Origin of the sequence: Streptomyces sp. NPDC006997, assembly GCF_040635175.1 — a bacterium.
Lineage (GTDB): Bacteria > Actinomycetota > Actinomycetes > Streptomycetales > Streptomycetaceae > Streptomyces.
This window is the reverse complement of sequence record NZ_JBEYHH010000016.1, coordinates 1-21584: the sequence shown is the minus strand read 5'-3', so window position 1 is coordinate 21584 and position 21584 is coordinate 1. Positions and strand designations below refer to the sequence as shown.

The following is a 21584-nucleotide window of genomic DNA, read 5'->3' as shown; positions in this document are numbered from 1 at the left end:
CCCAGAACACGGGGACATAACAAGGCGGACAGAAGGGGTTTTCAGGCAGGTCTACGCGCGTTAATCTGCGGAAAAGCCAGCGCCGTTGCTGAACCGTCCCGGCGCTAAGCGACCCCGGGAAGTGTGGGTACCCCCTTCTTCTCCGGACCCGCCAGTACGACAGGAGCACCACAATGCGCCGGATTTCCCGGATCACGGTCGCAGGCGCAGCGACCGCCTCTCTGGCCCTCGCCCTCTCCGCCTGCGGCGGCACCTCCTCCGACAACGCCTCCTCGGAGTCAAAGGGTGACAAGGGCCTCGCCATCGCGTACGACGTCGGCGGCAAGGGCGACCAGTCCTTCAACGACGCCGCCTTCGCGGGCCTGGAGCAGGCGAAGAAGGAGTTCGGCTACCAGACGGCCGACATCGAGCCCACCGACGGCGAGACCGACGCCGACAAGGCCCAGCGGCTGTCCTCGCTGGCCAAGCAGGGCTACAACCCGGTGATCGGCGTCGGCTACGCGTACGCCGCCGCCGTGAAGGAAGCCGCGGAGAAGTTCCCGGACACCACCTTCGGCATCGTCGACGACGCCACCATCGAGGCCGACAACGTCGCCGACCTGGTCTTCTCCGAGGAGCAGGCGTCGTACCTGGCCGGTGTCGCCGCGGCCAAGTCCACCAAGACGAACACCGTCGGCTTCGTGGGCGGTGTGGACATCCCGCTGATCCACAAGTTCCAGGCGGGCTTCGAGCAGGGCGTGACGGACACCGACCCGAAGGTGAAGGTGCTCTCGCAGTACCTGACCCAGACGGCCGAGGAGGGCGGCTTCTCCAGCCCCGACAAGGGCAAGTCGGCCGCCGAGGGCCAGATCGAGAAGAAGGCCGACGTCGTGTACGCGGCGGCCGGTCTTTCCGGCCAGGGCGTGATCGAGGCCGCCGCCGCCAACAAGGTGTGGGCGATCGGCGTCGACTCCGACCAGTACGAGCAGGAAGCCCTCGCCCGGTACAAGGACTCGATCCTCACCTCGGCGATGAAGGACGTCGCCAAGGCCGTCTACAACCTGGCGAAGTCGGTCGAGGACGGAAGCCCCGCGACCGGTATCGTCAAGGGCGATCTGAAGACGGGCGAGGTCGGCCTGTCCGACTCGAACCCCGCGTTCAAGGGCGACGCCGACCTCCAGAAGGCCATCGAGACGGCCAAGGAGAAGATCATCAGCGGCGAGATCGAGGTCAAGTCGAGCTGACGAAACAGGGGGTCGCTCGATGGGCCGGAACGCCGTAGATCGGCGGTAGGTTGTGGCCAGCCCGACCGGGGTCCGGCGGGTGCGGCCGCGAGGCGGAGGAGGGAGTCGTGGCGGGGCCATGGCGACTGACGGCAGCGCGGCGGCCACCTGTGCCGGGACCCGGGACACCGACCGGATCCACGAGACATGCCCGAGACCCTGAGCAGCGTGTAACCGCGGGGTTACGTCCGCTCAACGGGGTACGGGGAGGCTTTTCCCACGGAAGAGGCCTCTCCCCGTACCCCGTTGTCAGCGGTGCGTCGACCCTTTGAATGCCGTAGGGGCGCTACGCGCGTAGACGACCCCCGTCCCCAGGAGTGTGCGCCATCAACGCGTCCAGCAGCCCTCCGGCCGGAGCGGCGGTCAACGGTCAGCAGACCGCCGTCGAACTCGCCGGGATCACCAAGCGCTTCCCCGGCGTCGTGGCCAACCACGACATCCACCTCAGCGTCCGCAAGGGCACCGTCCACGCCCTCGTCGGCGAGAACGGCGCGGGCAAGTCCACGCTGATGAAGATCCTCTACGGTATGCAGAAGCCGGACGAGGGCACCATCACCATCGAGGGCGAGCAGGTCACCCTGCACTCGCCCGCCGACGCCATCACCCGCGGCATCGGCATGGTCCACCAGCACTTCATGCTCGCCGACAACCTCACGGTCCTGGAGAACGTGGTCCTCGGCAGCGAGAAGCTGTACGGCATCGGCGCCAAGGCCCGCCGCAAGATCAAGGAGATCTCCGACCGCTACGGCCTCGGCGTGGAGCCGGACCGCCTGGTCGAGGAACTCGGCGTCGCCGCCCGCCAGCGCGTGGAGATCCTCAAGGTCCTCTTCCGCGGCGCCCGCACCCTGATCCTGGACGAGCCCACCGCGGTCCTGGTCCCGCAGGAGGTCGACGCCCTCTTCGCCAACCTGCGCGAACTGCGCGCCGAGGGCCTGTCGGTCATCTTCATCTCGCACAAGCTGGGCGAGGTCCTCTCCGTCGCCGACGAGATCACCGTCATCCGCCGCGGCACCACCGTCGGCACCGCGGTCCCCGCCGAGACGACGTCCCGCCAGCTCGCGGAGATGATGGTCGGCAGCGAACTGCCCACCCCGGAGACCGCCGAGTCCACGGTCACCGACCGCCCCGTCATCACCGTCGACCATCTCCACCTGGCCGCCCCCAGCGGCAAGGCCCTGCTGGACGACATCAGCTTCACCATCCACGCGGGCGAGGTCCTCGGCATCGCGGGCGTCGAGGGCAACGGCCAGACCGAACTGGTGGACGCCCTCATCGGCCTCAGGCACGCCGACTCCGGCACGATCACCCTCGCCGGCGAGGAGATCACCGCCTGGCCCACCCGGAAACGCCGCGAGCAGGGCATCGGCTACATCCCCGAGGACCGCCACCGCCACGGCCTGCTCCTGGAGGCCCCCCTCTGGGAGAACCGCATCCTCGGCCACGTCACCGAACGGCCCAACGCCAAGGGCGTCTGGCTGAACCCGAAGGCCGCCCAGGAGGACACCCGCCGGATCGTCGAGGAGTACGACGTCCGCACCCCCGGCATCGACGTCACCGCCGCCTCCCTGTCCGGCGGCAACCAGCAGAAGCTGATCGTCGGCCGTGAGATGAGCAGCGGCCCGCGCTTCCTGATCGCCGCCCACCCCACCCGCGGTGTGGACGTCGGCGCCCAGGCCGCCATCTGGGACCACATCCGCGCCGCCCGCCGCGAGGGCCTCGCGGTGCTGCTGATCTCCGCCGACCTGGACGAGCTGATCGGCCTGTCGGACACCCTCCGGGTGGTCTACAACGGCAGGCTGGTCGCGGACGCCGACCCGGCCACCATCACCCCGGAGGCGCTGGGCTCCGCCATGACCGGCGCGGCCTCCGGACACCTCGCACACGAAGAGACCCCCGAGACCCCGGCCCAGGCCCCCGAGGCTCCGGAAGACGAGGCCCGCTGATGAAGAAGTTCGACAAGGAGCGCGTGCTCCTCGCGCTGGCCGGTCCGGTCATCGCGCTCGCCGTGGCCTTCGTGCTCAGCGCGATCGTGCTGGTCGCGTCCGGCAAGAACCCGTTCGAGCCGTTCTCGATCATGTTCGAGCAGGCCACGTTCTCCGACATCCAGGTCCTGATCATCAACCAGGCCTCGATGTACTACATCGCGGCGCTCGCGGTGGCCATCGGCTTCCGGATGAACCTGTTCAACATCGGCGTCGACGGCCAGTACCAGCTCGGCGCCATGATCGCCGCCATCGTCGGCGCCCACATGGACCTGCCGTCGGTCATCCAGATCCCGCTGCTGCTCCTGGCCGCCGCCCTCACCGGCTCGCTGTGGGCCGGTATCGCTGGCATCCTGAAGGTCACCCGGGGCGTCAGCGAGGTGGTCGCGACCATCATGCTCAACGCGGTCGCCGTCTCCCTCATCTCCTACATGTGGCTGCCCGACGTCTTCGGCGAGAAGGTCGGCAACAACAGCACCACCGGCGAGATGTCCGAGTCCGGCTGGGTCCCCGGTATCGACATGGGCGCGGCGGGCGAGATCTACGGCCTGGTCGTCCTCGCCGCCCTGCTCGGCGTCGGCTACTGGGTCGTCCTCAACCGCACCCGCTTCGGCTTCGACCTGCGGGCCTCCGGCGCCTCCCAGACCGCCGCCGCGGCCAGCGGCGTCGACCCCAAGCGGATGGTGCTCTCCGCCCTGCTGATCTCCGGCGCCGTCGCCGGTCTCGCGGGTCTGCCGATCCTCATGGGCGACACCCACACCTTCAGCCGCAGCTTCCCCACCGGCATCGGCTTCCTCGGCATCGGCATCGCCCTGCTCGGCCGCAACAGCCCGGTCGGCATCGCCTTCGCCTCCCTCCTGTGGGCCTGGCTCGACAAGGCGTCGCCCGAGCTGGACTTCCACGGCTACGACAAGGAGATCGCCGTCATCATGCAGGGCGTGATCGTCCTCGCGGTCGTCGTCTCCTACGAAGCCGTACGCGAATGGGGCCTGCGCCGCCAGCAGCGCCAGGTCGGCGCCGAACTGGCCGCCGGGCACGCGCTCGGCGTCGACAACAACACCACGAAGGAGGTGGCTGGCCGATGACCACGACGACCTCGGCGACCGACGTCAACCAGCCGACGCTGACGCCCGCGGCACCCACCGGCCGCCGCCTCTCCCTGCCGGTCCTGCTCCTGGTCATCGCCGGAGCGCTGGCACTGACCTCGCTCGTCCGCATCATCACCGGCGCGGACGGCATCACCAACGTCAGCCAGATGTCCACCGCCCTCCAGCTCGCCGTACCGATCGGCCTCGCGGGCCTCGGCGGCCTCTGGGCCGAGCGGGCGGGCGTCGTCAACATCGGCCTTGAGGGCATGATGATCCTCGGCACCTGGTTCGGTGCCTGGGCGGGCTTCCAGTGGGGCCCGTGGAGCGGCGTCCTCGTCGGCCTCGCGGGCGGCGCGCTCGGCGGCCTGCTGCACGCCATCGTGACGGTCACCTTCAACGTCAACCACATCGTCTCCGGCGTGGCCATCAACATCCTCGCCCTGGGCGCCACCCGCTACCTGGCCCCCCTCGCCTTCGAGGGCCACCAGGGCGGCTCCGCCAAGCAGTCCCCGCCGGTCGACTCCCTCGGCCACTTCACGGTCCCCGGCCTCTCCGACTGGCTCCGGGACCTCAACGCCCAGGGCTGGTTCTTCGTCTCCGACATCGCGGGCCTGCTCGGCGGCCTGGTCACCGACGTCTCCTGGCTGACCCTGGTCGCGGTGGCGCTGATCCCGGGCACCTGGTACGTCCTGTGGCGCACCCCGTTCGGTCTGCGCCTGCGGTCCTGCGGCGAGAACCCGATCGCCGCCGAGTCCCTCGGCGTCAACGTCTACAAGTACAAGTACATCGCCGTGATCGTCTCCGGCGCGCTCGCGGGCCTGGGCGGCGTCTTCCTCTCCATCGTCGCCAACCCCTTCTACCTGGAGGGCCAGACCAGCGGACGCGGCTACATCGGCCTCGCCGCGATGATCTTCGGCAACTGGATGCCGGGCGGCCTGGCGATCGGCGCGGGCCTGTTCGGCTACACCGACAGCCTCAACCTCCGCGGCGGCTCGGAGAACGTCCACGCGCTCCTCCTCCTCGGCGCCCTGCTCCTCCTGATCGGCGCGATCTGGCTGGCGATCCGCAAGAGCTACGTCCCCGCGGTGATCACCCTGGTCGTCGGCGCGGCGGTCTTCGCCTGGTACGCGGGCACCAACGAGGTCCCCAACCAGGTCGTCTCCGCCACCCCCTACGTCATCACGCTCCTGGTCCTGGCCCTCTCGGCGCAGCGCCTGCGGATGCCGAAGGCGGACGGCCTGCCGTACCGGAAGGGACAGGGCAAGTGACCGACGCCGACTGGGACGCCCTGCGCGAGGTGGCACGCGAGGCCATGACCCACGCCTACGCCCCCTACTCGGGCTACTCGGTCGGCGTGGCGGCGAAGGTCGACGACGGCCGCACCGTCTCCGGCTGCAACGTGGAGAACGCCTCGTACGGCCTCGGCCTGTGCGCCGAGTGCGGCCTGGTCTCGGAACTCCAGCGCACCGGCGGCGGTCGCCTCACGCACTTCACCTGCGTGGACGGCAAGGGCGACATCCTCGTCCCGTGCGGCCGCTGCCGCCAACTGCTCTACGAACACGGGGGCCCGGACCTGCTCCTGGAGACCCCCGCGGGCATCCTCCCGCTCTCCGAGATGCTGCCCCAGGCCTTCGGCCCCGACCACCTCACCACCTGACGCGATACTGCGGCCCCTCCGGACCACACCCGGAGGGGCCGCACACTTCCTGAACCACTCGGAAGGTAAGGAACCCCATGGCCATGGACGCCATCTCCGTCATCCGCACCAAGCGGGACCGCGGCGAACTCAGCGACGCGCAGATCGACTGGGTCATCGACGCGTACACCCGCGGCGAGGTCGCCGACGAGCAGATGTCGTCGCTCGCCATGGCCATCCTCCTCAACGGCATGAACCGCCGCGAGATCGCCCGCTGGACGGCGGCCATGATCGCCTCCGGCGAGCGCATGGACTTCTCCTCCCTCACCCGTCCCACCGCCGACAAGCACTCCACGGGCGGCGTAGGCGACAAGATCACGCTCCCCCTCGCCCCCCTCGTGGCGGCCTGCGGCGCGGCGGTCCCGCAGCTCTCCGGCCGGGGCCTCGGCCACACCGGCGGCACCCTGGACAAGCTGGAGTCGATCCCGGGCTGGCGGGCCCTGCTCTCCAACGCCGAGATGCTGAACGTCCTGGACACCACCGGCGCGGTGATCTGCGCGGCGGGCGACGGCCTGGCCCCCGCCGACAAGAAGTTGTACGCCCTCCGTGACGTCACGGGCACGGTGGAGGCGATCCCCCTGATCGCTTCCTCCATCATGTCCAAGAAGATCGCGGAAGGCACCGGAAGCCTGGTCCTGGACGTCAAGGTAGGCACGGGCGCCTTCATGAAGACGATCGAGGACGCCCGCGAGCTGGCGGCCACGATGGTGGGCCTGGGCACGGACCACGGCGTCCGCACGGTGGCCCTCCTCACGGACATGTCCACCCCCCTGGGCCTCACCGCGGGCAACGCCCTGGAGGTCCGAGAGTCGGTCGAGGTCCTGTCCGGCGGCGGCCCCGCGGACGTCGTAGACCTCACCCTGGCCCTGGCCCGCGAAATGCTGGCGGCGGCGGGCATCCACGACGCCGACCCGGCGAAGGCCCTGGCCGACGGTTCGGCGATGGACGTCTGGCGCCGCATGATCACCGCCCAGGGCGGCGACCCGGACGCCCCCCTGCCCACCTCCCGCGAACAGCACGTGATCAAGGCCCCGGCGTCCGGCACACTGACCCGCCTGGACGCCTACGACATCGGCGTGGCCGCCTGGCGCCTCGGCGCGGGCCGCGCCCGCAAGGAGGACCCGGTCCAGGCAGGCGCAGGCATCGAGATGCACGCCAAGCCCGGCGACCCGGTCACCGAGGGCCAGCCCCTCCTGACCCTCCACACGGACACCCCCGACCGCTTCGCGTATGCCCTGGACTCCCTCACGAACGCCTACGACATCGCGCAGCCCGGCACGGACTTCACGGCATCCCCCGTGGTGCTGGAACGTATTGCCTGACCAGCGGTTTCCTCATTCGGGTGAACGGGATCGGTGGACCAGCACCGGTCCCGTTCGCCATGCTGGACCCGGTGACGCACCGATAGGGGACCGCCATGAGCGCACTCACCGTCAGCCATGACCCCGAGCACAACTGGGACGACCTCGTCCGCTTCTGGGAGGAGATGGAATGGCCTGAGGGCAGCAAGGTGGAGATCATCGAGGGGATCATCACCGTGTCACCTTCTCCCGCGTACCGTCACAACCTCACTGCGGCACGCATCCATCGTCGTCTGCTCTCGGTGATCCCCGAGGACTGGGAGGTGTTCCAGACGCAGAGCATCGCCATTCCCTCACGTATGGGCATGTTCATCCCAGACCTTGTAGTGGCGCCGGTCCGGGAGGACACAGAGAGGCACATGCCAGCCGCCCTGGCCGAACTGGTCGTGGAGATCACCTCCCAGTCCAATGCCCGTCATGACCGCATCACCAAGCCCGCCGCCTACGCCACCGCAGGTATCCCCCTCTACCTCCTGGTCGACCGCTGGGCTCCGGAAGGCGCCACCGCGACGCTCTACGGAGACCCGAAGGGCGACGTCTACCGCCCCCTGAGCACGGCCAAGTTCGGCGAGCCGATCAAGCTGCCTGCCCCCTTTGACCTGGTCATCGACACGTCGGAGTTCCCCGCCGATTAGTTCGCGGCGTCCACCCGGTCTACCGATCGTGGACGCCAAGACACCCGCCGAACTCGTGCTCGTAGGCCCCGTCACCCGGGACGAGGTGACGGGACTCTGTGAGGACGTACGGGTACGGCTGGAGGGGGCCGCCGTCAGAGTCGTCGTCTGCGATGTCGCCGGACTCGGACCACCCGGCCTGACGACCGTCGACCTCCTCGCCCGCCTCCAACTCACGGCGAAACGGGCCGGAGGCCACATCCGCCTCCGTAACCCCGCCCCCGGACTACCTGCCCTCCTCGACCTGGTCGGTCTCCGCTTCGAGGTGGAGGGGCAGCCCGAACAGCGGGAACCACCGCTTGGTGTCGAGGAAGCAGTGGAACCCAGTGATGCGTCCCCCTGAGATCTCCAGCACCTGCACCGCCCACGGAGTGAAACCACCCGCCTCCTCGTCCGGCTTGTAGTGCGCGAACCCGGGCAGCCCGTTCACCTCCACCCGCAGCAGCCGCGACCCGGCGCACGACGCGCCCAACGTCGTCATGAACCCGGTGATGTCCGACGGACCGAGCAGCCACAGGTCGAACGGCGGCATCGTCATGACGGCGTCCTCGTGCAGCAGCGCCGTCAGCGCGGTCATGTCGTAGCCCTCGAAGGCCGCGACGTACCGCTCCAGCAGCTTCTGCTGCTCCTCGTCCAGCGGGTCGGACACGGCCGCGTCAGCGCCGCTGTCCGCCCGCTCGGCGAGGGTCGCCCTGGCCCGCTGGAGGGCGCTGTTCACCGACGCGACCGAAGTGCCGAGCAACTCGGCCACCTCGCTCGCCTTCCACGCCAGCACCTCCCGCAGGATCAGCACCGCCCGCTGCTTGGGCGGCAGCTGCTGCAACGCCGCCATGAACGCCAGCCGCACCGACTCCTTGGCGACGGCGGCCTCCGCCGGGTCCGCGGTGGTGGGCAGCACTCGGGCGTCCGGCATCGGCTCCAGCCAGGTGTGATCGGGACGCGGCGACAGCGCCGCCTGCGCCAGCGGGGTGGCCTCTGTCAGGTCCATCGGTCTGGCGCGCTTGTTGCCCGCGGTGAGCGAGTCCAGGCACACGTTCGTCGCGATGCGGTAGAGCCACGACCGGAGGCTGGACCGCCCCTCGAACTTCTCGTAGCTCCGCCAGGCCCGGACCATCGTGTCCTGCACCGCGTCCTCGGCCTCGAACGAGGATCCGAGCATTCGGTAGCAGTACCCGGTCAGCTCGACGCGGTACTTCTCCAGCTCCGCCTCAAGCTCCGTCGTCGTCGCCGTGCCGTTGCTCATCGTCCGTCCACCCACCCCTGTGGCATTCCGGTAGCGCCCATCGCGCCCGGCACCTTGGAAGCTACCGCAGCCCACTGACAATGGCGTCCGGAGCGGAGAAGTAGCAGGTCAGCAGGGGTTGGGGTGTTCTTCCTCCGCCCCGACGTGGCCGCTGGCGCGAGGGCGGGCCGGGCGCCCGGCGCTGGCGGGGTGCCTCCCCCCAGGCACGTCGAGCAGGGGGACCCCATCGCCCCAGCGGCACGACTGCCCGCAGCCAGGGCGGCAGGCGAGCCCGCAGCGAGGGTGGGTGTGGGCGACGGCCCGCAGCGAGGGTGGGTGTGGGCGACGGCCCGCAGCGAGGGTGGATGGGGGCGACGGCCCCCAGCGAGGACGGATCCGGGCGACGGCCCGCACCCAGGCCGGATGTGGGCGACGGCCCGCAGTCGCCGTACCACGGAAGGGGACGTGTCGGGGGGTGTCCGCCCGCAGTGGTTCGCGCGGAAAACCCCGTACACCCCCGAAGCCCACAGCCCGCGCGGTTCCGAGGACGGACACCCCCCGGCGCGGCCCCGCACCACCCCCGGGCGGACAGCGCTACCCCAGCCACCCACCAAACAGCCACAGGCCGCCGCAGGCATACGTCACGCCCGGGCAGCCGCCCGTGACCCCGCCACGGTGATGGCGACGACACCGGCCACGGCCGTCAGCCCGACCGTCACCGTCCCACCCCAGCCCCCCGCGTGGAACGCCATCGCGCCGGCCGTGCTCCCCGCACTGGACCCGATGTAGTACGCGGACTGGTACAACGCGGCCGCCTGCGCCCGCCCCCGTGACGCCGTCTTGCTCACCGCCGACGAAGCGACCGCGTGCCCCGCGAAGAACCCGGCGGTGATCAGCACCAGCCCCGCCAGCACCGCCCCCAGCGAGTCCGTCAGGGACAGCAGCAGCCCGGCCGCGGTGGTCCCCCCGGCGAGGTACAGCGCACCCCGCCGCCCCAGCCGCCCCACCAGCCGCCCGGCACCGGACGCCGACACCGTCCCGACCAGGTACACCAGGAAGATCGACCCCACCACCCCCTGCGGCAGGGAGAACGGCGCCTCCGTCAGGCGGTACCCGATCACGGTGTACACGCCCCCGAACACCGTCATGAACAGCGCACCGATCGCGTACAGCCGCCGCAGCAGCGGATTCCCCAGGTGCTCCCGTACCGTCCGCACCAGCACCCCCGGCCGCAACGACCCCGCCACGAAGTGCCGCGGCGACGGCAGCAGCAGCCGGAACGCCACCGCGCACCCCACCGCGACGACCCCGATCACCCCGACGGCGACCCGCCAGCCCCACTCCTGCGCGACCCAGCCGGTGATGACCCGCCCGCTCATCCCGCCCACACTGTTGCCCGCGACGAACAGCCCGATCGCCGTGACCAGCGCCCTCGGCCGGACCTCCTCCGCCAGGTACGCCGTCGCCGACGCGGGCAGCCCGGCCAGCGCGGCGCCCTGCACCGCCCGCAACGCGACCAACACCGGCAACGACGGCGCGAAGGGAACCACCAGCCCCACACCCACCGCCACCGCCAGCGACCCCGTCATCACCGCACGCCGCCCGAACCGCTCCGACAGCGCGCTCATCGGCAGCACGAACAGCGCGAGCCCACCCGTCGCCGCCGCCACCGTCCAGCTCGCCGCACTCGCCGTCACCCCGAACTCCCCGGAGACCAACGGCAGCAGCGCCTGCGTGGAGTACAGCAGCGCGAAGGTGGCGACCCCGGCGAGGAACAGCGCGAAGCTCATCCGCCGGTAACCGGGACCACCCGGCTCCATACGTCCGTCGGGGACAGCGGGAACAGGGACAGGATCAACGGCGACGGAGACGGCGCCCACGACCGTGGACGCCCCGGTACTGGCAGGAGACATACCCCGAACCTACGAACGCCCTGCCTCATCCGTCCAATGCACAGAACCTCCATAATCGTTCCCGTGACGCATCAAGCCAGCTCCCAGCCCCGCCTGTCACCAACCAGTGACACAACGAGTGACGCACCAGACATCGTCACGCGCCTCGCCCCCCGCCTCGCCCACTTCGCCGGAGTCGCCCGCACCGAGCACGTCACCCGCGCCGCCCAGGAGCTGAACGTCCCCCAGTCCACGCTCTCCCGCGCCCTGGTCCGCCTCGAACACGACCTCGGCGTCGACCTGTTCGCCCGCCACGGCCGCACCGTCTCCCTCACCCCCGCGGGCCGCACCTTCCTCACCCACGTCGAGCGCGCCCTCGCGGAGGTGGAACGCGCCGTGGAGGAGGTACGCGCCGACGCCGACCCGGCCACCGGCAAGGTCGCGTTCGGCTTCCTGCACACCATGGGCGCCGAGACGGTCCCCGGCCTGATCCACGCCTTCCGCGCCGACCACCCCAGGGTCCGCTTCAGCCTCGTCCAGAACTACGGCGAGGCCATGATCGAACGCCTCCGCGCCGGAGAACTGGACCTCTGCCTGACCTCACCCGTCCCCACCGACCCCGACCTGGTCGCCCGCCGCCTGGACGAGCAGAAGCTGCGCCTGGTCGTCCCGGCCGACCACCGCCTCGCCGCCCGCAGGCGCGTCCGCCTCGCGGAGGCCGCCGACGAGGCGTTCGTGACCCTGGAACCCGGCTACGGCCTGCGCCGCATCACGGACGACCTCTGCAACGAGGCGGGCTTCAGACCGCGCATCGCCTTCGAGGGAGAGGAGGCGGAGACCCTCAGGGGCCTGGTCGCGGCAGGACTGGGCGTCGCCCTCCTCCCGCCCCCGGCCGTCCCCCGCCCCGGCGTCGTCGAACTCTCCGTCACCGCACCCCGCGCCGCGCGCGAGATCGGCGTCGCCTGGCTGGAGGGCCACCCGGACACCCCACCGGTCGCGGCGTTCAAGAAGTTCCTGCTGTCGAGAAGGGGCAACCTGCTGCCGTAACCCGAACAAGCCGCATCCTACCGCTCCCCCCACCGCCCCCAGGGCACCCCCCTACCGCCGCCAACTCCCCCCGAACCCCGCGGCCAACGGCATCCGCAACCCCAACGGCGGCGGCGCCGCGAACGCGTCCCGCAGGGGCCGCGAGAACGCCCGCCCGAACAGCGCCCCCATCACGAAGTCCTCCGACAGCGCCGCCACCTCCGCCCGGTGCTGCCGCAACCGGTGCCGGTCGGAGTGCACCTCGAACCGGCACACCTCCCGGTTCGCCTTCTTCGCCCGCGCCGCCAGCCGGAACGACAGCTCCGGATCGGTCCGTTCGTCGTTCGTGCCGTGCACGATCAGCACCTGCCGCCCCACGAGCTGCTTCACCGGCTCGGGCGCCGCCGCCACATCGTCCTCCGGCAGCCAGGGCGCGATCGCCAGCACGGAGTTGACGGCCTCGTGCCCGCCCGCGTGCAGCGCGGCCCGCGCGCCCATGTCCCGCCCGACGAGACAGACGGATACGTCACCGTAGAGCCGTACGGCCTCGTCGACGGCCCACGCCGCGTCCCGCGCCAGATGCGCCTCGCTGCCGTTCCAGCCGCGGTAGCGGTAGTGGACGACGTGGACGGCGAGCCCCTGCGCCCGCCCCACCCGCGCCAGCCGCCGCCCCAGCGCGCGGACGGACGCGACCGCGAGGGGGGAGGGCTTGCGGCCCGAGACCTCGTCGCCCGCGGGCAGCAGCAGCGCCACGCCGCTCACCGCCGTCGGTACCGGTCCGAACACCCGCCCCAGCCGGGCCCTGCGGGCCGCCGTCGCTTGCTGCACCATGACAGAACAGTGTCAGAATCGCGGGTATACGCCACCCGTCCGTGCGGTCACCGTTACATATCGGCGGAACTGTACAAGCCGCGAAGTGGGGCACCGTACAAGCCCCGAACCCGGAACCGCCCCAGCCTCAGCCCCGAACCCGCGCGAGCCGCGTACCCCGAACCGCCCCAGCCTCAGCCCCGAACCCGCGCGAGCCGCGTACCCCGAACCTCCCCAGCCCCGCACCGGACCCGCACGAGCCCCGAACCGGACCCGCACGAGCCCCGAACCGGAACCGCCGAAGCCGCGATTCAGCGCACGATCTACGCGCGTAGGCGCTAGAGTGCGGAAATGACGAGCGAGACTGACCGGACCCACACCACCAGGGCAGCCAACTCCCCGACCCCGGAGCAGATCCACCGCGCCCCCAAGGTCCTCCTGCACGACCACCTCGACGGCGGCCTGCGCCCCGGCACGATCGTCGACCTGGCCCACGAGACGGGCTACACACGGCTCCCCGAGACCGACCCCGAGAAGCTCGGCGTCTGGTTCCGGGAGGCCGCCGACTCCGGCTCCCTGGAGCGGTACCTGGAGACGTTCTCGCACACGGTCGGCGTCATGCAGACCCGCGAAGCGCTCGTCCGGGTGGCCGCCGAGTGCGCGGAGGACCTGGCCGCGGACGGCGTCGTCTACGCCGAGGTCCGCTACGCCCCCGAACAGCACCTGGAGGCCGGGCTCACCCTGGAACAGGTCGTCGAGGCGGTCAACGAGGGCTTCCGCGAGGGCGAACGGCGCGCGCAGGCGAACGGCGACCGCATCCGCGTCGGCGCCCTGCTCACCGCGATGCGGCACGCCGCCCGCGCCCTGGAGATCGCCGAACTGGCCAACCGCTACCGGGACCTGGGCGTCGTCGGCTTCGACATCGCGGGCGCGGAGGCGGGCTACCCGCCCACCCGGCACCTGGACGCCTTCGAGTACCTCAAGCGGGAGAATAACCACTTCACCATCCACGCCGGTGAGGCGTTCGGACTGCCGTCGATCTGGCAGGCGCTCCAGTGGTGCGGCGCGGACCGCCTCGGCCACGGCGTGCGCATCATCGACGACATCGAGGTCCAGGACGACGGCACGGTCACCCTCGGCCGCCTCGCCGCGTACGTCCGCGACAAGCGCGTCCCGTTGGAGCTGTGCCCCAGCTCCAACCTCCAGACGGGCGCCGCCAGCTCCTACGCGGAGCACCCCATCGGGCTGCTGCGCAAGCTCCAGTTCCGCGCGACGGTCAACACGGACAACCGCCTGATGTCGGGCACCAGCATGAGCCAGGAATTCGAGCACCTTGTCGACGCGTTCGGTTACACGCTCGACGACATGCAGTGGTTCTCCGTCAATGCTATGAAGTCAGCATTCATCCCTTTCGATGAACGACTGGCCATGATCAATGACGTGATCAAGCCCGGATACGCCACCCTGAAATCCGAATGGCTGTTCCGCTGAAAGGCTCCTGGCCAGCGCATTAGCCTCAAACCCACAACAAGCCCGCTCCGCCGCATACCACCCGCAATTCCCCGCCCATCCGCATTTCGATGTTTGCGGCGAACGGCTTGCCGTGTTTACGTTCCTGGACCGCTCCCATTCAGTTCGTTCCCAAGGACGTTATTCACCATGAAGCAGTCTGCCGCCACGACCGCAAAGACCCTCGGCGTCGCCGCCCTCGGCGCCGCCTTCGCCGCCGCCGGCACGGGTGCCGCGAACGCCGCCCCCGATGTCGCCGGTGTCAGCAACCGGGTGTTGGACACCGCCGTCCGCGCGCTGCCCGCGCAGAACCTGGAGCAGACGGTGCCGGGCAGCAGCGGGGCGCTCGCGCAGGGCCAGCGGGCGGTCGGCGCCGGGCTGACGGCCGCGCAGCCCGCCGTCCAGCAGCTGCTCGCCCAGGGCCCGACCGGCCCGGCCGCCGCGCTCCTCGGCGGACTCCCGACGCAGGGCCTGCCCGTCCAGGGCACGCCGGTCAACGGCATCCCGCTGGGCGGCTGACCCCGCCCCGCCCCCCCCGCACACGCCGACGGGGCGCACCCCCACCCAAGGGGTGCGCCCCGTCGGCGTGCGCACGCGGCGCACTACCACGCCGTACGCGTGGCCTTGTCCTCCGCGGGCAGCAGGAACCACAGCGCGAGGTAGACCAGGAACTGCGGGCCCGGCAGCAGGCAGGAGACCAGGAAGATCACCCGCATCGTCCTCGCGGAGGTGCCGAAGCGCTGGGCCAGCGCGGCGCACACGCCGCCGATCACGCGGCCGTTGGTGGGGCGGGCGAGGCGGGACATGGCTCCTCCTTCGGGACACCGTGTGTGTCCGTCGATTCGTCTCTGCTACCCCCAACAGTAGGCAAACGAAGCGGGAGAGGCGTCGCTCTACGGGGCGATCCCGACCCTGGGAATCGTCGGGGTCCGCCCCTGACCCACCTCGTCCGCCACGGGCGGCACCCGCGGCCCCGACGCGCACCGGCGGCGCAGCCAGGCACGGGTGACCGGCACGACGGCGAGGTGGGCGAGCCCCACGCCCGCGGTGTTGAGCAGCAGCGAGTCGACGTCCACGACCCGCCCGGGCACGCCCGTCTGCAACAGCTCGATGGTCAGCGACAGCAGGGCCCCGGCGGCGACCGTACGGAACAGCGACGCCCACGGCGACACGGTCAGCCTGCCGCCCGCCAGCGGCAGCAGCACGCCCAGCGGGGCGAGCAGCGCCAGCCCCTCCCCGACGCACCGCGCCGCCTGCCTCCAGCCCAGCGCGAGATCCGCCCGGATACCGGCGAAGGGCCGCAGGTTGGCGGGCATCACCCAGGGGACGTCCAGGGGGCGCAGCGTGAACCAGGCGACGAACGCGAGATACGCGACGAGGAGGACACCCCCTGTCACACGGACGTGGATCGCGGCGCTGCCGCCCATGGAGCCTTGACGCTGCACGCCCCCCTAGACGCGGCCTTCGGCACGATCGGTTCCGGGATGTCGCCCTCCGCCTTCATGAGGCATACACCACACCCCCAGGACACCCCCGCGCGCTCACCCGGCCGACACCTCCCCGGAAGGCGGTTCCCCCGCGCCCGGCCGCGCCCGCACCCCCTCCGTGCACTCGTACCGGCGCAACGTCTCCGACTCCGGCCCGCCCAGGACCACCGACCCGTCGACCTCGCCCGCCGCCGCCGAGTCGGAGAACGTGCAGACGATCTGCGCGAGGGCGTACGCCGACAGGTCACCCGGCGCGCTGCTCAGCCGCAGGGCGTCCTCGGGGTCCCCGCGCCGCGGCCCGCTGACCCTCGTACCGGGCCGTACGGCGGTGGCGTACCCGGCCTCCCTCGCCGCGGTCGTCGGCGTACGGGCCAGCTCGTCCAGCAGGCCCTGCGCGACCAGCACCCGCCGCCCGGTCTCCGAGTCGACCTCGGGAACCCGTATCGTCCGGTCCACCGCGACCAGCGACGACCCGCAGAGCAGGAACACCCGCACCGGCATCCCGCGTGAGGTCTGGTTGGCGACGTCGGGCCCCGCGAGCGAACACCGCGCCCGCGACGGCGCCGGACCGAAGTCCGTCGGCACCTCCGTAGGCCGTATCCCGCACCCGGCGAGCACCGCGGCCAGCCCGGTCAGCACGGGGAGGAACACCATCCTCCGCCGTACGCCCATCACGCGTCCCCCTCCCGAGCCGTGCCCTTCTCCGAGTCCACGTCCTCGGAGGTGTCCCGGGGCAGTCGCAGCGTGAACACCGCGCCGCCGTCCGGAGAGTTGGCCGCGGTGATCTCGCCGCCGTGGATGTGCGCGTTCTCCAGGGCGATCGACAGCCCGAGCCCGCTGCCCTCGGAGCGCGGCCGGGAGGCGCTCGCCTTGTAGAACCGGTCGAAGACGTGCGGCAGCACGTCCTCCGGGATGCCGGGCCCGTGGTCCCGCACCCTGATCGTCACCGAGTCGTCCGCGTCCCGCACCGACACCCGCACCGGCGACCCGCCGTGCTTGAGCGCGTTGCCGATCAGGTTGGCGAGTATCACGTCGAGACGCCGCGGGTCGATCCGGGCGTGGATGCCGCGCTCGGCGTCCAGCTCGACCGCGTCCAGCCAGGCGCGGGCGTCGATGCAGGCGGTGATCTGGTCGGCCACGTCGACGTCGTCGAGGACGAGCCGGGCGGTGCCCGCGTCGAAGCGGGTGACCTCCATCAGGTTCTCCACCAGGTCGTTCAGCCGCCGCGTCTCGCTCACCACCAGCCGCACCGCGGGCTCGATCATCGGGTCGATACCGCCGCCCTCCGATTCCAGCTCCTCCTCCAGCACCTCGGTCACCGCGGTGATCGCGGTCAGCGGGGTACGCAGCTCATGGCTCATGTCCGCCACGAACCGCCGCGAGGCGGACTCCCGCGCGGCCATGTCGTCGACCCGCTTCTCCAGGGCCGCCGCGGCACTGTTGAACGTCCGCGAGAGGTCGGCGAGTTCATCGGTCCCCGACACCCGCAGCCGGGTGTCCAACCGCCCCTCGCCGAGCCGCCGCGCGGCCACACCCAGCCGGTGCACCGGCTTCAGTACGGTCGTGGCGGCGGCCTGCGCGAGCAGCGCCGAGCCGATCAGCGCCAGCGCGGTGGCGATGCCGAGCGACCACGCCAGCGAGTTCAGGTCCTTCGCCTCCGGCTCCAGCGACTTCAGCATGTACCCGGTCGGCCCGCCCCCGATCACCCGCGTCCCGGCCACCAGGTACGGGGTGCCGTCGTCGACGATCCGCTGCCAGTACAGGTGGTACGGCGACGCGTTGCCGGAGTCGACCGGCTGCTCCTCGTTGACGGCGGCGCGCAGCGACTCCGGCACGTCGGCCAGCGCGAACCCGTTCAGGCCCCCGGAACCGCCGTACACCGGCAGACCGCTCGCGTCCTCGGCGACCAGCAGTACCGTGAAGTGCTGACCACCGGTGGCCATCTGACCCGCGGCCCGCTGCAACTCGTCCCGCGTGGGGTGCTCGGGCAGCGCGCCCGCGCGGTTCTCCATCTCGCTCTCGAAGTCGCGCAGTACGGCGTCCTGGGCGCGGGTGAGCACCGCCTCCCGGTTGAGCCAGTAGGCGATCCCCGACGCGGACACCGCCGCGGTCAGCGCGACCAGCCCGAACACCACGACCAGCCGCAGCCGCAGACTGGTCAGGCGGAGCCGGGACCATATCCCCTTGCGCATGAGGGCGCCGACCCAGCCACGCGGCTCGCCGTGCCCGCCGTGCCCGTCGCGTTCATCACCGTGCTCTTGTCGCTCATGTTGCTGGTGGGTCACTGAGGCGGATCCAGCCGGTAGCCGACACCACGCACGGTACGGATCAGGGTCGGCGACGACGGCACGTCCTCGACCTTGGCGCGCAGCCGCTGGACACAGGCGTCCACCAGCCGCGAGTCACCGAGGTAGTCGTGCTCCCACACCAGCCGCAGCAACTGCTGCCGGGACAGCGCCTGCCCCGGCCGTCGGCTCAGTTCGAGCAGCAGCCGCAGTTCGGTCGGGGTGAGCTGGAGATCGTCACCGTTCTTCGTGACGGTCATCGCGGCCCGGTCGATCACCAGGCTGCCGAACGTCGCGGCGTCGTTCGCCTCCCGCTCGCCGCGCCGCAGCACCGCCCGGATCCGGGCGTCCAGCACCCGTCCCTGCACCGGTTTGACGACGTAGTCGTCGGCGCCGGACTCCAGGCCCACCACCACGTCGATGTCGTCGCTGCGCGCGGTCAGCAGGATGATGGGCAGCTGGTCCGTGCGCCGGATGCGACGGCACACCTCGAACCCGTCGATGCCGGGCAGCATCACATCCAGCACGATCAGGTCCGGCCGCTGCTCACGGAGCAGTTTCAGACCGTCCTCACCGCTGGCAGCGGTCGCGACCCGGTGTCCCTGGCGCGTCAATGACAGTTCCAGGGCCGTACGGATGGCGTCGTCGTCCTCGATCAGCAACAGGGAAGGCACGGGGGTCATTCTGGCCCATGGGGGGTGGGGGTTTCGACACCTGTACGGCTACGGCCGTACGACGCGCCCCTGTGACAGGTCTGTGACAGTCGACGGACACGGCGATGAAGTGCCCGAGGCAGGATTCTCGACACAGCACGGAAGCCAGACCGAACACCGGAAGTCCACGACGGGGGGCGCGAGATGAACACGCTGCACGGCAACAGCACCAGCGCAGTGATCACTCGGCTGCACGACGTGAGCCGGGGTTCCGAGAAGTCCGGTGCCGATGGGGGGACCTCCCTGCTCGAGCGGAGCCGAGAGCTTGGGGGAGGGCGGGGGTGCGTGCGCGGCACCGGGCGTCAGCACACCGCCTTCATGACGGTGGTTGACGCGCCCACGGGGGAAGCGCACGGGGGAACCGCGTACCGGGAGGAAACGGGAGAGCGCCGCCCGGCGACGCCGTCCGCGGACGCGGAAGCCGCGTTCACGGCCTACGTCCAGGAGCGCCGCGCCTCCCTGTACGCCACCGCCTACCACCTCACCGGCGACCGCTTCGAGGCCGAGGACCTGCTCCAGAGCGCGTTGTTCTCGACGTACCGCGCGTGGGACCGGATCACCGACAAGGCGGCCGTCGGCGGCTACCTGCGCCGCACGATGACCAACCTGCACATCAGCGCGTGGCGCCGCCGCAAGCTGAACGAGTACCCGACCGAGGAACTGCCGGAGACCGTCGGCGACACGGACGCGATGCGCGGCACCGAACTGCGCGCGGTCCTGTGGCAGGCGCTCGCCCGGCTCCCCGAACTCCAGCGCACCATGCTGGTCCTGCGCTACTACGAGGGCCGCACGGACCCGGAGATCGCGGAGATCCTCGACATCAGCGTGGGCACGGTGAAGTCCAGCATCTGGCGCTCGCTGCGCCGGCTGCGCGAGGACGAGGTCCTCAGCTTCGGCCGTGACCAGGAGGCCGCCTTCGGCGAACTGGTCGCGTGAAAAAAATCCAGAGAAGTTCGGGGCCGGGGTGTATCACGGGGGATGCCCGGGACTCCTGACTACGAGGACGGGGAACCCGGGGGGGATTCCTCACCCTCACCCCACGGGGGAAGCACCACGGGGTATCACGGGGGAAGCACGGGGGAGTAAGGGGGAGCGGGGAAAGGGGAACACGGGGGAGCACCACAGGGGTTCGGGGGAGCCCCGCGGAGAGCGGGACTGGAGGGCCGGGGGGTCCATCCAGTCCCGCTGTTCTGTGTGCGCCGCTACGCCCTCACGCCGCCGTCTGCGGGGAGGACGGGGACGACGACGGGCAGCGGCCCGCCGCCGACGCCAGGCGGCCCAGCGCCTCGTCGCGGTCGCAGGCGTGGGCGCCCAGTGCCGTCTGCCGGGCGATGATCGTCCGCTCCTGCCGCATCAGCCGCCAGCCGCGGCGCAGCAGGAACGGCACCGACTTGCGGCCCTCCTTCAGGTCCCGCAGGAAGCGGCGCCGGAACGTCTTCACCGGGCCCCGGCTCAGACACAGCGCGTCGGCGAGGACCCCCAGCTCACGGCACCGGGTGACGATCTCGGCGGCGAAGATGCCCTCCGCGATGAACAGCGGGGTCCGCCCGATGTCGACGCCGTCCTCGCCGGTACGGGCGCTCAGCGAGATGTCGTACACCGGGACGTTCGTACGACCCGTGCGGCACAACTCGGTGATGGCGGTGACGGCGGCGTCCGCGTCCCAGGAGTCGGGGTGGTCCCAGTCGATGTCCGCGCTCCCCGTGACGAGGGGGAGCGTCGGGTCGGTGCCCTCCTTGTAGAAGTCGTCGAGCCGTAGCACCGGGAGGCCGGAGCGGGCCGCGAGGAGGGACTTGCCGGAGCCGGAAGGGCCGCAGAGCAGCACGACTCGCGCGGGTATGGGCGGATGGGGACTCACGGGACACCAGTGTGAGGCATCCCCCGCCCAGTCAACGACTCAGCGGGTCGGCTTTGAAGCCCACGTCACGTGTCAAATACCCTTCGTGTCGACCCGATTACCCAGCGCGGCAGAAAAGGTGGACGGCAATGACGGCCCGTAACGACTCCTCACAGTCCACTCCCCGACGGACGTTCGCCGTCCTCACCCTCGCCGGGGTAGCCCTCGGCGCGGGCACCGCCACGTCCGCGGCGGCGGACGCCCAGCAGATGCTGGGCATGGTGAACTACCGGCCCACCTCCCTCGGCAACATCGACCCCCAGGCAGGTGTCCAGGCCCTCACCGGTTCGGTCGGTTACGTCACGGGCCCTCTCGCGGGCCTCAAGCCCAACCCCCTCGCGGGCACGGGCGTCGACCCCCTCGACAACGGCGTGGGCACACAGCTCGCCGACTTCCAGCCGCTGACGTCCCAGGCTCTGACCCGCCCCGTCGCCCAGGCACCGTCGGTGGGGAGCCTTCCGGGGGTGAGGCAGGTAGGGCAGGTGGCGGGGTTGCTGGGGGGCTGAACGCCCCTCGGGGGGGCTGGGTGCCGGGTTGGGGGCACCCCGCACGGACAAGTTGCCGTGGGGGCCGCCCGCTTCTTTGGCCAGGGTCGTGCTTCCGCGTCCCGGCCTCAAGGGCGCTGCGCTGTCGCTCCGCGTCGGCTGCGCCGATCGGCCTGCGGCCGACCCTTGACCCCG

General features: G+C 71.2%; 22 protein-coding genes. 13 read left to right on the top strand and 9 right to left on the bottom strand.

Annotated features, from left to right (window positions below; genetic code table 11):
• Positions 1-173: 173 nt before the first annotated feature.
• The 8 genes from ABZ659_RS17530 to ABZ659_RS17495 all read left to right on the top strand — a co-directional run bounded on the left by ABZ659_RS17530 (position 174) and on the right by ABZ659_RS17495 (position 8406).
• On the top strand, positions 174-1223 hold the full coding sequence (locus ABZ659_RS17530; protein WP_360220106.1) for a BMP family ABC transporter substrate-binding protein: 1050 nt from the start codon (positions 174-176) through the stop codon (positions 1221-1223).
• Positions 1224-1588: 365 nt separating this feature from the next.
• Positions 1589-3205 carry an ABC transporter ATP-binding protein gene (locus tag ABZ659_RS17525; RefSeq protein WP_360220518.1) on the top strand — a complete coding sequence of 539 codons (1617 nt, stop codon included), beginning with the start codon at positions 1589-1591 and terminating at the stop codon, positions 3203-3205.
• The gene (locus ABZ659_RS17520) at positions 3205-4329 is read left to right on the top strand and encodes an ABC transporter permease (RefSeq protein WP_360220103.1); all 1125 of its coding nucleotides are present in this window, start codon (positions 3205-3207) and stop codon (positions 4327-4329) included. Before ABZ659_RS17525 ends, ABZ659_RS17520 begins: the two co-directional genes overlap by 1 nt.
• Complete coding sequence (locus ABZ659_RS17515; RefSeq protein ID WP_360220100.1) at positions 4326-5600, top strand: ABC transporter permease; 1275 nt, start codon at positions 4326-4328, stop codon at positions 5598-5600. The genes ABZ659_RS17520 and ABZ659_RS17515 overlap by 4 nt, the downstream gene beginning before the upstream one ends.
• Positions 5597-5989 (top strand): cytidine deaminase, encoded by a 393-nt coding sequence (locus ABZ659_RS17510; protein ID WP_360220097.1) that lies wholly within the window; start codon positions 5597-5599, stop codon positions 5987-5989. Before ABZ659_RS17515 ends, ABZ659_RS17510 begins: the two co-directional genes overlap by 4 nt.
• Positions 5990-6072: 83 nt before the next feature.
• Positions 6073-7350, top strand: a complete 1278-nt coding sequence (locus ABZ659_RS17505; RefSeq protein ID WP_360220095.1) for a thymidine phosphorylase — start codon at positions 6073-6075, stop codon at positions 7348-7350.
• Positions 7351-7445: 95 nt separating this feature from the next.
• A complete protein-coding gene (locus ABZ659_RS17500) occupies positions 7446-8024 on the top strand; it encodes a Uma2 family endonuclease (protein WP_360220092.1) in 579 nt (192 codons plus the stop codon).
• Complete coding sequence (locus ABZ659_RS17495; RefSeq protein WP_360220515.1) at positions 8020-8406, top strand: STAS domain-containing protein; 387 nt, start codon at positions 8020-8022, stop codon at positions 8404-8406. Before ABZ659_RS17500 ends, ABZ659_RS17495 begins: the two co-directional genes overlap by 5 nt.
• On the opposite strand, the gene ABZ659_RS17490 is transcribed toward ABZ659_RS17495, so the two are convergent.
• The gene (locus ABZ659_RS17490; protein WP_360220089.1) at positions 8290-9306 is read right to left on the bottom strand and encodes a sigma-70 family RNA polymerase sigma factor; all 1017 of its coding nucleotides are present in this window, start codon (positions 9304-9306) and stop codon (positions 8290-8292) included. The two genes, ABZ659_RS17495 and ABZ659_RS17490, sit on opposite strands and share 117 nt — an antisense overlap.
• A 620-nt stretch (positions 9307-9926) precedes the next feature.
• Positions 9927-11198, bottom strand: coding sequence for an MFS transporter (locus ABZ659_RS17485; RefSeq protein WP_360220086.1), 1272 nt, complete (start codon positions 11196-11198; stop codon positions 9927-9929).
• 63 nt (positions 11199-11261) lie between these two features.
• Between ABZ659_RS17485 and ABZ659_RS17480 the strand changes: the two genes are divergently transcribed.
• The gene (locus ABZ659_RS17480) at positions 11262-12224 is read left to right on the top strand and encodes a LysR substrate-binding domain-containing protein (protein ID WP_360220083.1); all 963 of its coding nucleotides are present in this window, start codon (positions 11262-11264) and stop codon (positions 12222-12224) included.
• Between the two features lie 51 nt (positions 12225-12275).
• Here the strand turns inward: ABZ659_RS17480 and ABZ659_RS17475 are convergent, their stop codons facing one another.
• The gene (locus ABZ659_RS17475) at positions 12276-13034 is read right to left on the bottom strand and encodes an alpha/beta hydrolase (RefSeq protein WP_360220080.1); all 759 of its coding nucleotides are present in this window, start codon (positions 13032-13034) and stop codon (positions 12276-12278) included.
• A gap of 330 nt (positions 13035-13364) precedes the next feature.
• Here ABZ659_RS17475 and ABZ659_RS17470 point away from each other — a divergent pair, with 330 nt between their 5' ends.
• Both ABZ659_RS17470 and ABZ659_RS17465 read left to right on the top strand, forming a co-directional pair.
• A complete protein-coding gene (locus ABZ659_RS17470) occupies positions 13365-14504 on the top strand; it encodes an adenosine deaminase (RefSeq protein ID WP_360220077.1) in 1140 nt (379 codons plus the stop codon).
• A gap of 168 nt (positions 14505-14672) precedes the next feature.
• Positions 14673-15041, top strand: a complete 369-nt coding sequence (locus ABZ659_RS17465; RefSeq protein ID WP_360220074.1) for an ATP-binding protein — start codon at positions 14673-14675, stop codon at positions 15039-15041.
• 83 nt (positions 15042-15124) lie between these two features.
• Here the strand turns inward: ABZ659_RS17465 and ABZ659_RS17460 are convergent, their stop codons facing one another.
• The 5 genes from ABZ659_RS17460 to afsQ1 form a co-directional block, all read right to left on the bottom strand.
• A complete protein-coding gene (locus ABZ659_RS17460; protein WP_360220071.1) occupies positions 15125-15328 on the bottom strand; it encodes a PspC domain-containing protein in 204 nt (67 codons plus the stop codon).
• Between the two features lie 87 nt (positions 15329-15415).
• On the bottom strand, positions 15416-15967 hold the full coding sequence (locus ABZ659_RS17455) for a VanZ family protein (protein WP_360220068.1): 552 nt from the start codon (positions 15965-15967) through the stop codon (positions 15416-15418).
• 96 nt (positions 15968-16063) lie between these two features.
• The gene (locus ABZ659_RS17450; RefSeq protein WP_360220065.1) at positions 16064-16681 is read right to left on the bottom strand and encodes a hypothetical protein; all 618 of its coding nucleotides are present in this window, start codon (positions 16679-16681) and stop codon (positions 16064-16066) included.
• Positions 16681-18201: a HAMP domain-containing sensor histidine kinase gene (locus ABZ659_RS17445; RefSeq protein ID WP_360220062.1), complete on the bottom strand. Its 1521-nt coding sequence runs from the start codon at positions 18199-18201 to the stop codon at positions 16681-16683. The genes ABZ659_RS17450 and ABZ659_RS17445 overlap by 1 nt, the downstream gene beginning before the upstream one ends.
• 89 nt (positions 18202-18290) lie before the next feature.
• A complete protein-coding gene (gene afsQ1, locus ABZ659_RS17440) occupies positions 18291-18968 on the bottom strand; it encodes a two-component system response regulator AfsQ1 (protein ID WP_360220059.1) in 678 nt (225 codons plus the stop codon).
• Positions 18969-19151: 183 nt separating this feature from the next.
• Here afsQ1 and ABZ659_RS17435 point away from each other — a divergent pair, with 183 nt between their 5' ends.
• The gene (locus tag ABZ659_RS17435) at positions 19152-19943 is read left to right on the top strand and encodes a SigE family RNA polymerase sigma factor (protein WP_360220056.1); all 792 of its coding nucleotides are present in this window, start codon (positions 19152-19154) and stop codon (positions 19941-19943) included.
• A 274-nt stretch (positions 19944-20217) separates the two neighbouring features.
• Here the strand turns inward: ABZ659_RS17435 and ABZ659_RS17430 are convergent, their stop codons facing one another.
• Positions 20218-20865 (bottom strand): uridine kinase, encoded by a 648-nt coding sequence (locus ABZ659_RS17430; protein ID WP_360220053.1) that lies wholly within the window; start codon positions 20863-20865, stop codon positions 20218-20220.
• A 128-nt stretch (positions 20866-20993) separates the two neighbouring features.
• Between ABZ659_RS17430 and ABZ659_RS17425 the strand changes: the two genes are divergently transcribed.
• The gene (locus ABZ659_RS17425) at positions 20994-21410 is read left to right on the top strand and encodes a hypothetical protein (RefSeq protein ID WP_360220050.1); all 417 of its coding nucleotides are present in this window, start codon (positions 20994-20996) and stop codon (positions 21408-21410) included.
• The last annotated feature ends 174 nt before the right edge of the window (positions 21411-21584 follow it).

Excerpts from the sequence above, each read along its gene's own strand:
- ABZ659_RS17435 (WP_360220056.1), top strand. The coding sequence starts at position 19,152 with ATGAACACGCTGCACGGCAACAGCACCAGCGCAGTGATCACTCGGCTG.
- ABZ659_RS17470 (WP_360220077.1), top strand. The coding sequence starts at position 13,365 with ATGACGAGCGAGACTGACCGGACCCACACCACCAGGGCAGCCAACTCC.
- ABZ659_RS17500 (WP_360220092.1), top strand. The coding sequence starts at position 7,446 with ATGAGCGCACTCACCGTCAGCCATGACCCCGAGCACAACTGGGACGAC.
- ABZ659_RS17445 (WP_360220062.1), bottom strand. The coding sequence starts at position 18,201 with ATGCGCAAGGGGATATGGTCCCGGCTCCGCCTGACCAGTCTGCGGCTG.
- ABZ659_RS17505 (WP_360220095.1), top strand. The coding sequence starts at position 6,073 with ATGGACGCCATCTCCGTCATCCGCACCAAGCGGGACCGCGGCGAACTC.
- ABZ659_RS17465 (WP_360220074.1), top strand. The coding sequence starts at position 14,673 with ATGAAGCAGTCTGCCGCCACGACCGCAAAGACCCTCGGCGTCGCCGCC.
- ABZ659_RS17490 (WP_360220089.1), bottom strand. The coding sequence starts at position 9,306 with ATGAGCAACGGCACGGCGACGACGACGGAGCTTGAGGCGGAGCTGGAG.
- ABZ659_RS17425 (WP_360220050.1), top strand. The coding sequence starts at position 20,994 with ATGACGGCCCGTAACGACTCCTCACAGTCCACTCCCCGACGGACGTTC.
- ABZ659_RS17460 (WP_360220071.1), bottom strand. The coding sequence starts at position 15,328 with ATGTCCCGCCTCGCCCGCCCCACCAACGGCCGCGTGATCGGCGGCGTG.
- ABZ659_RS17485 (WP_360220086.1), bottom strand. The coding sequence starts at position 11,198 with ATGTCTCCTGCCAGTACCGGGGCGTCCACGGTCGTGGGCGCCGTCTCC.
- ABZ659_RS17515 (WP_360220100.1), top strand. The coding sequence starts at position 4,326 with ATGACCACGACGACCTCGGCGACCGACGTCAACCAGCCGACGCTGACG.
- ABZ659_RS17450 (WP_360220065.1), bottom strand. The coding sequence starts at position 16,681 with ATGGGCGTACGGCGGAGGATGGTGTTCCTCCCCGTGCTGACCGGGCTG.
- ABZ659_RS17520 (WP_360220103.1), top strand. The coding sequence starts at position 3,205 with ATGAAGAAGTTCGACAAGGAGCGCGTGCTCCTCGCGCTGGCCGGTCCG.
- ABZ659_RS17475 (WP_360220080.1), bottom strand. The coding sequence starts at position 13,034 with ATGGTGCAGCAAGCGACGGCGGCCCGCAGGGCCCGGCTGGGGCGGGTG.
- ABZ659_RS17530 (WP_360220106.1), top strand. The coding sequence starts at position 174 with ATGCGCCGGATTTCCCGGATCACGGTCGCAGGCGCAGCGACCGCCTCT.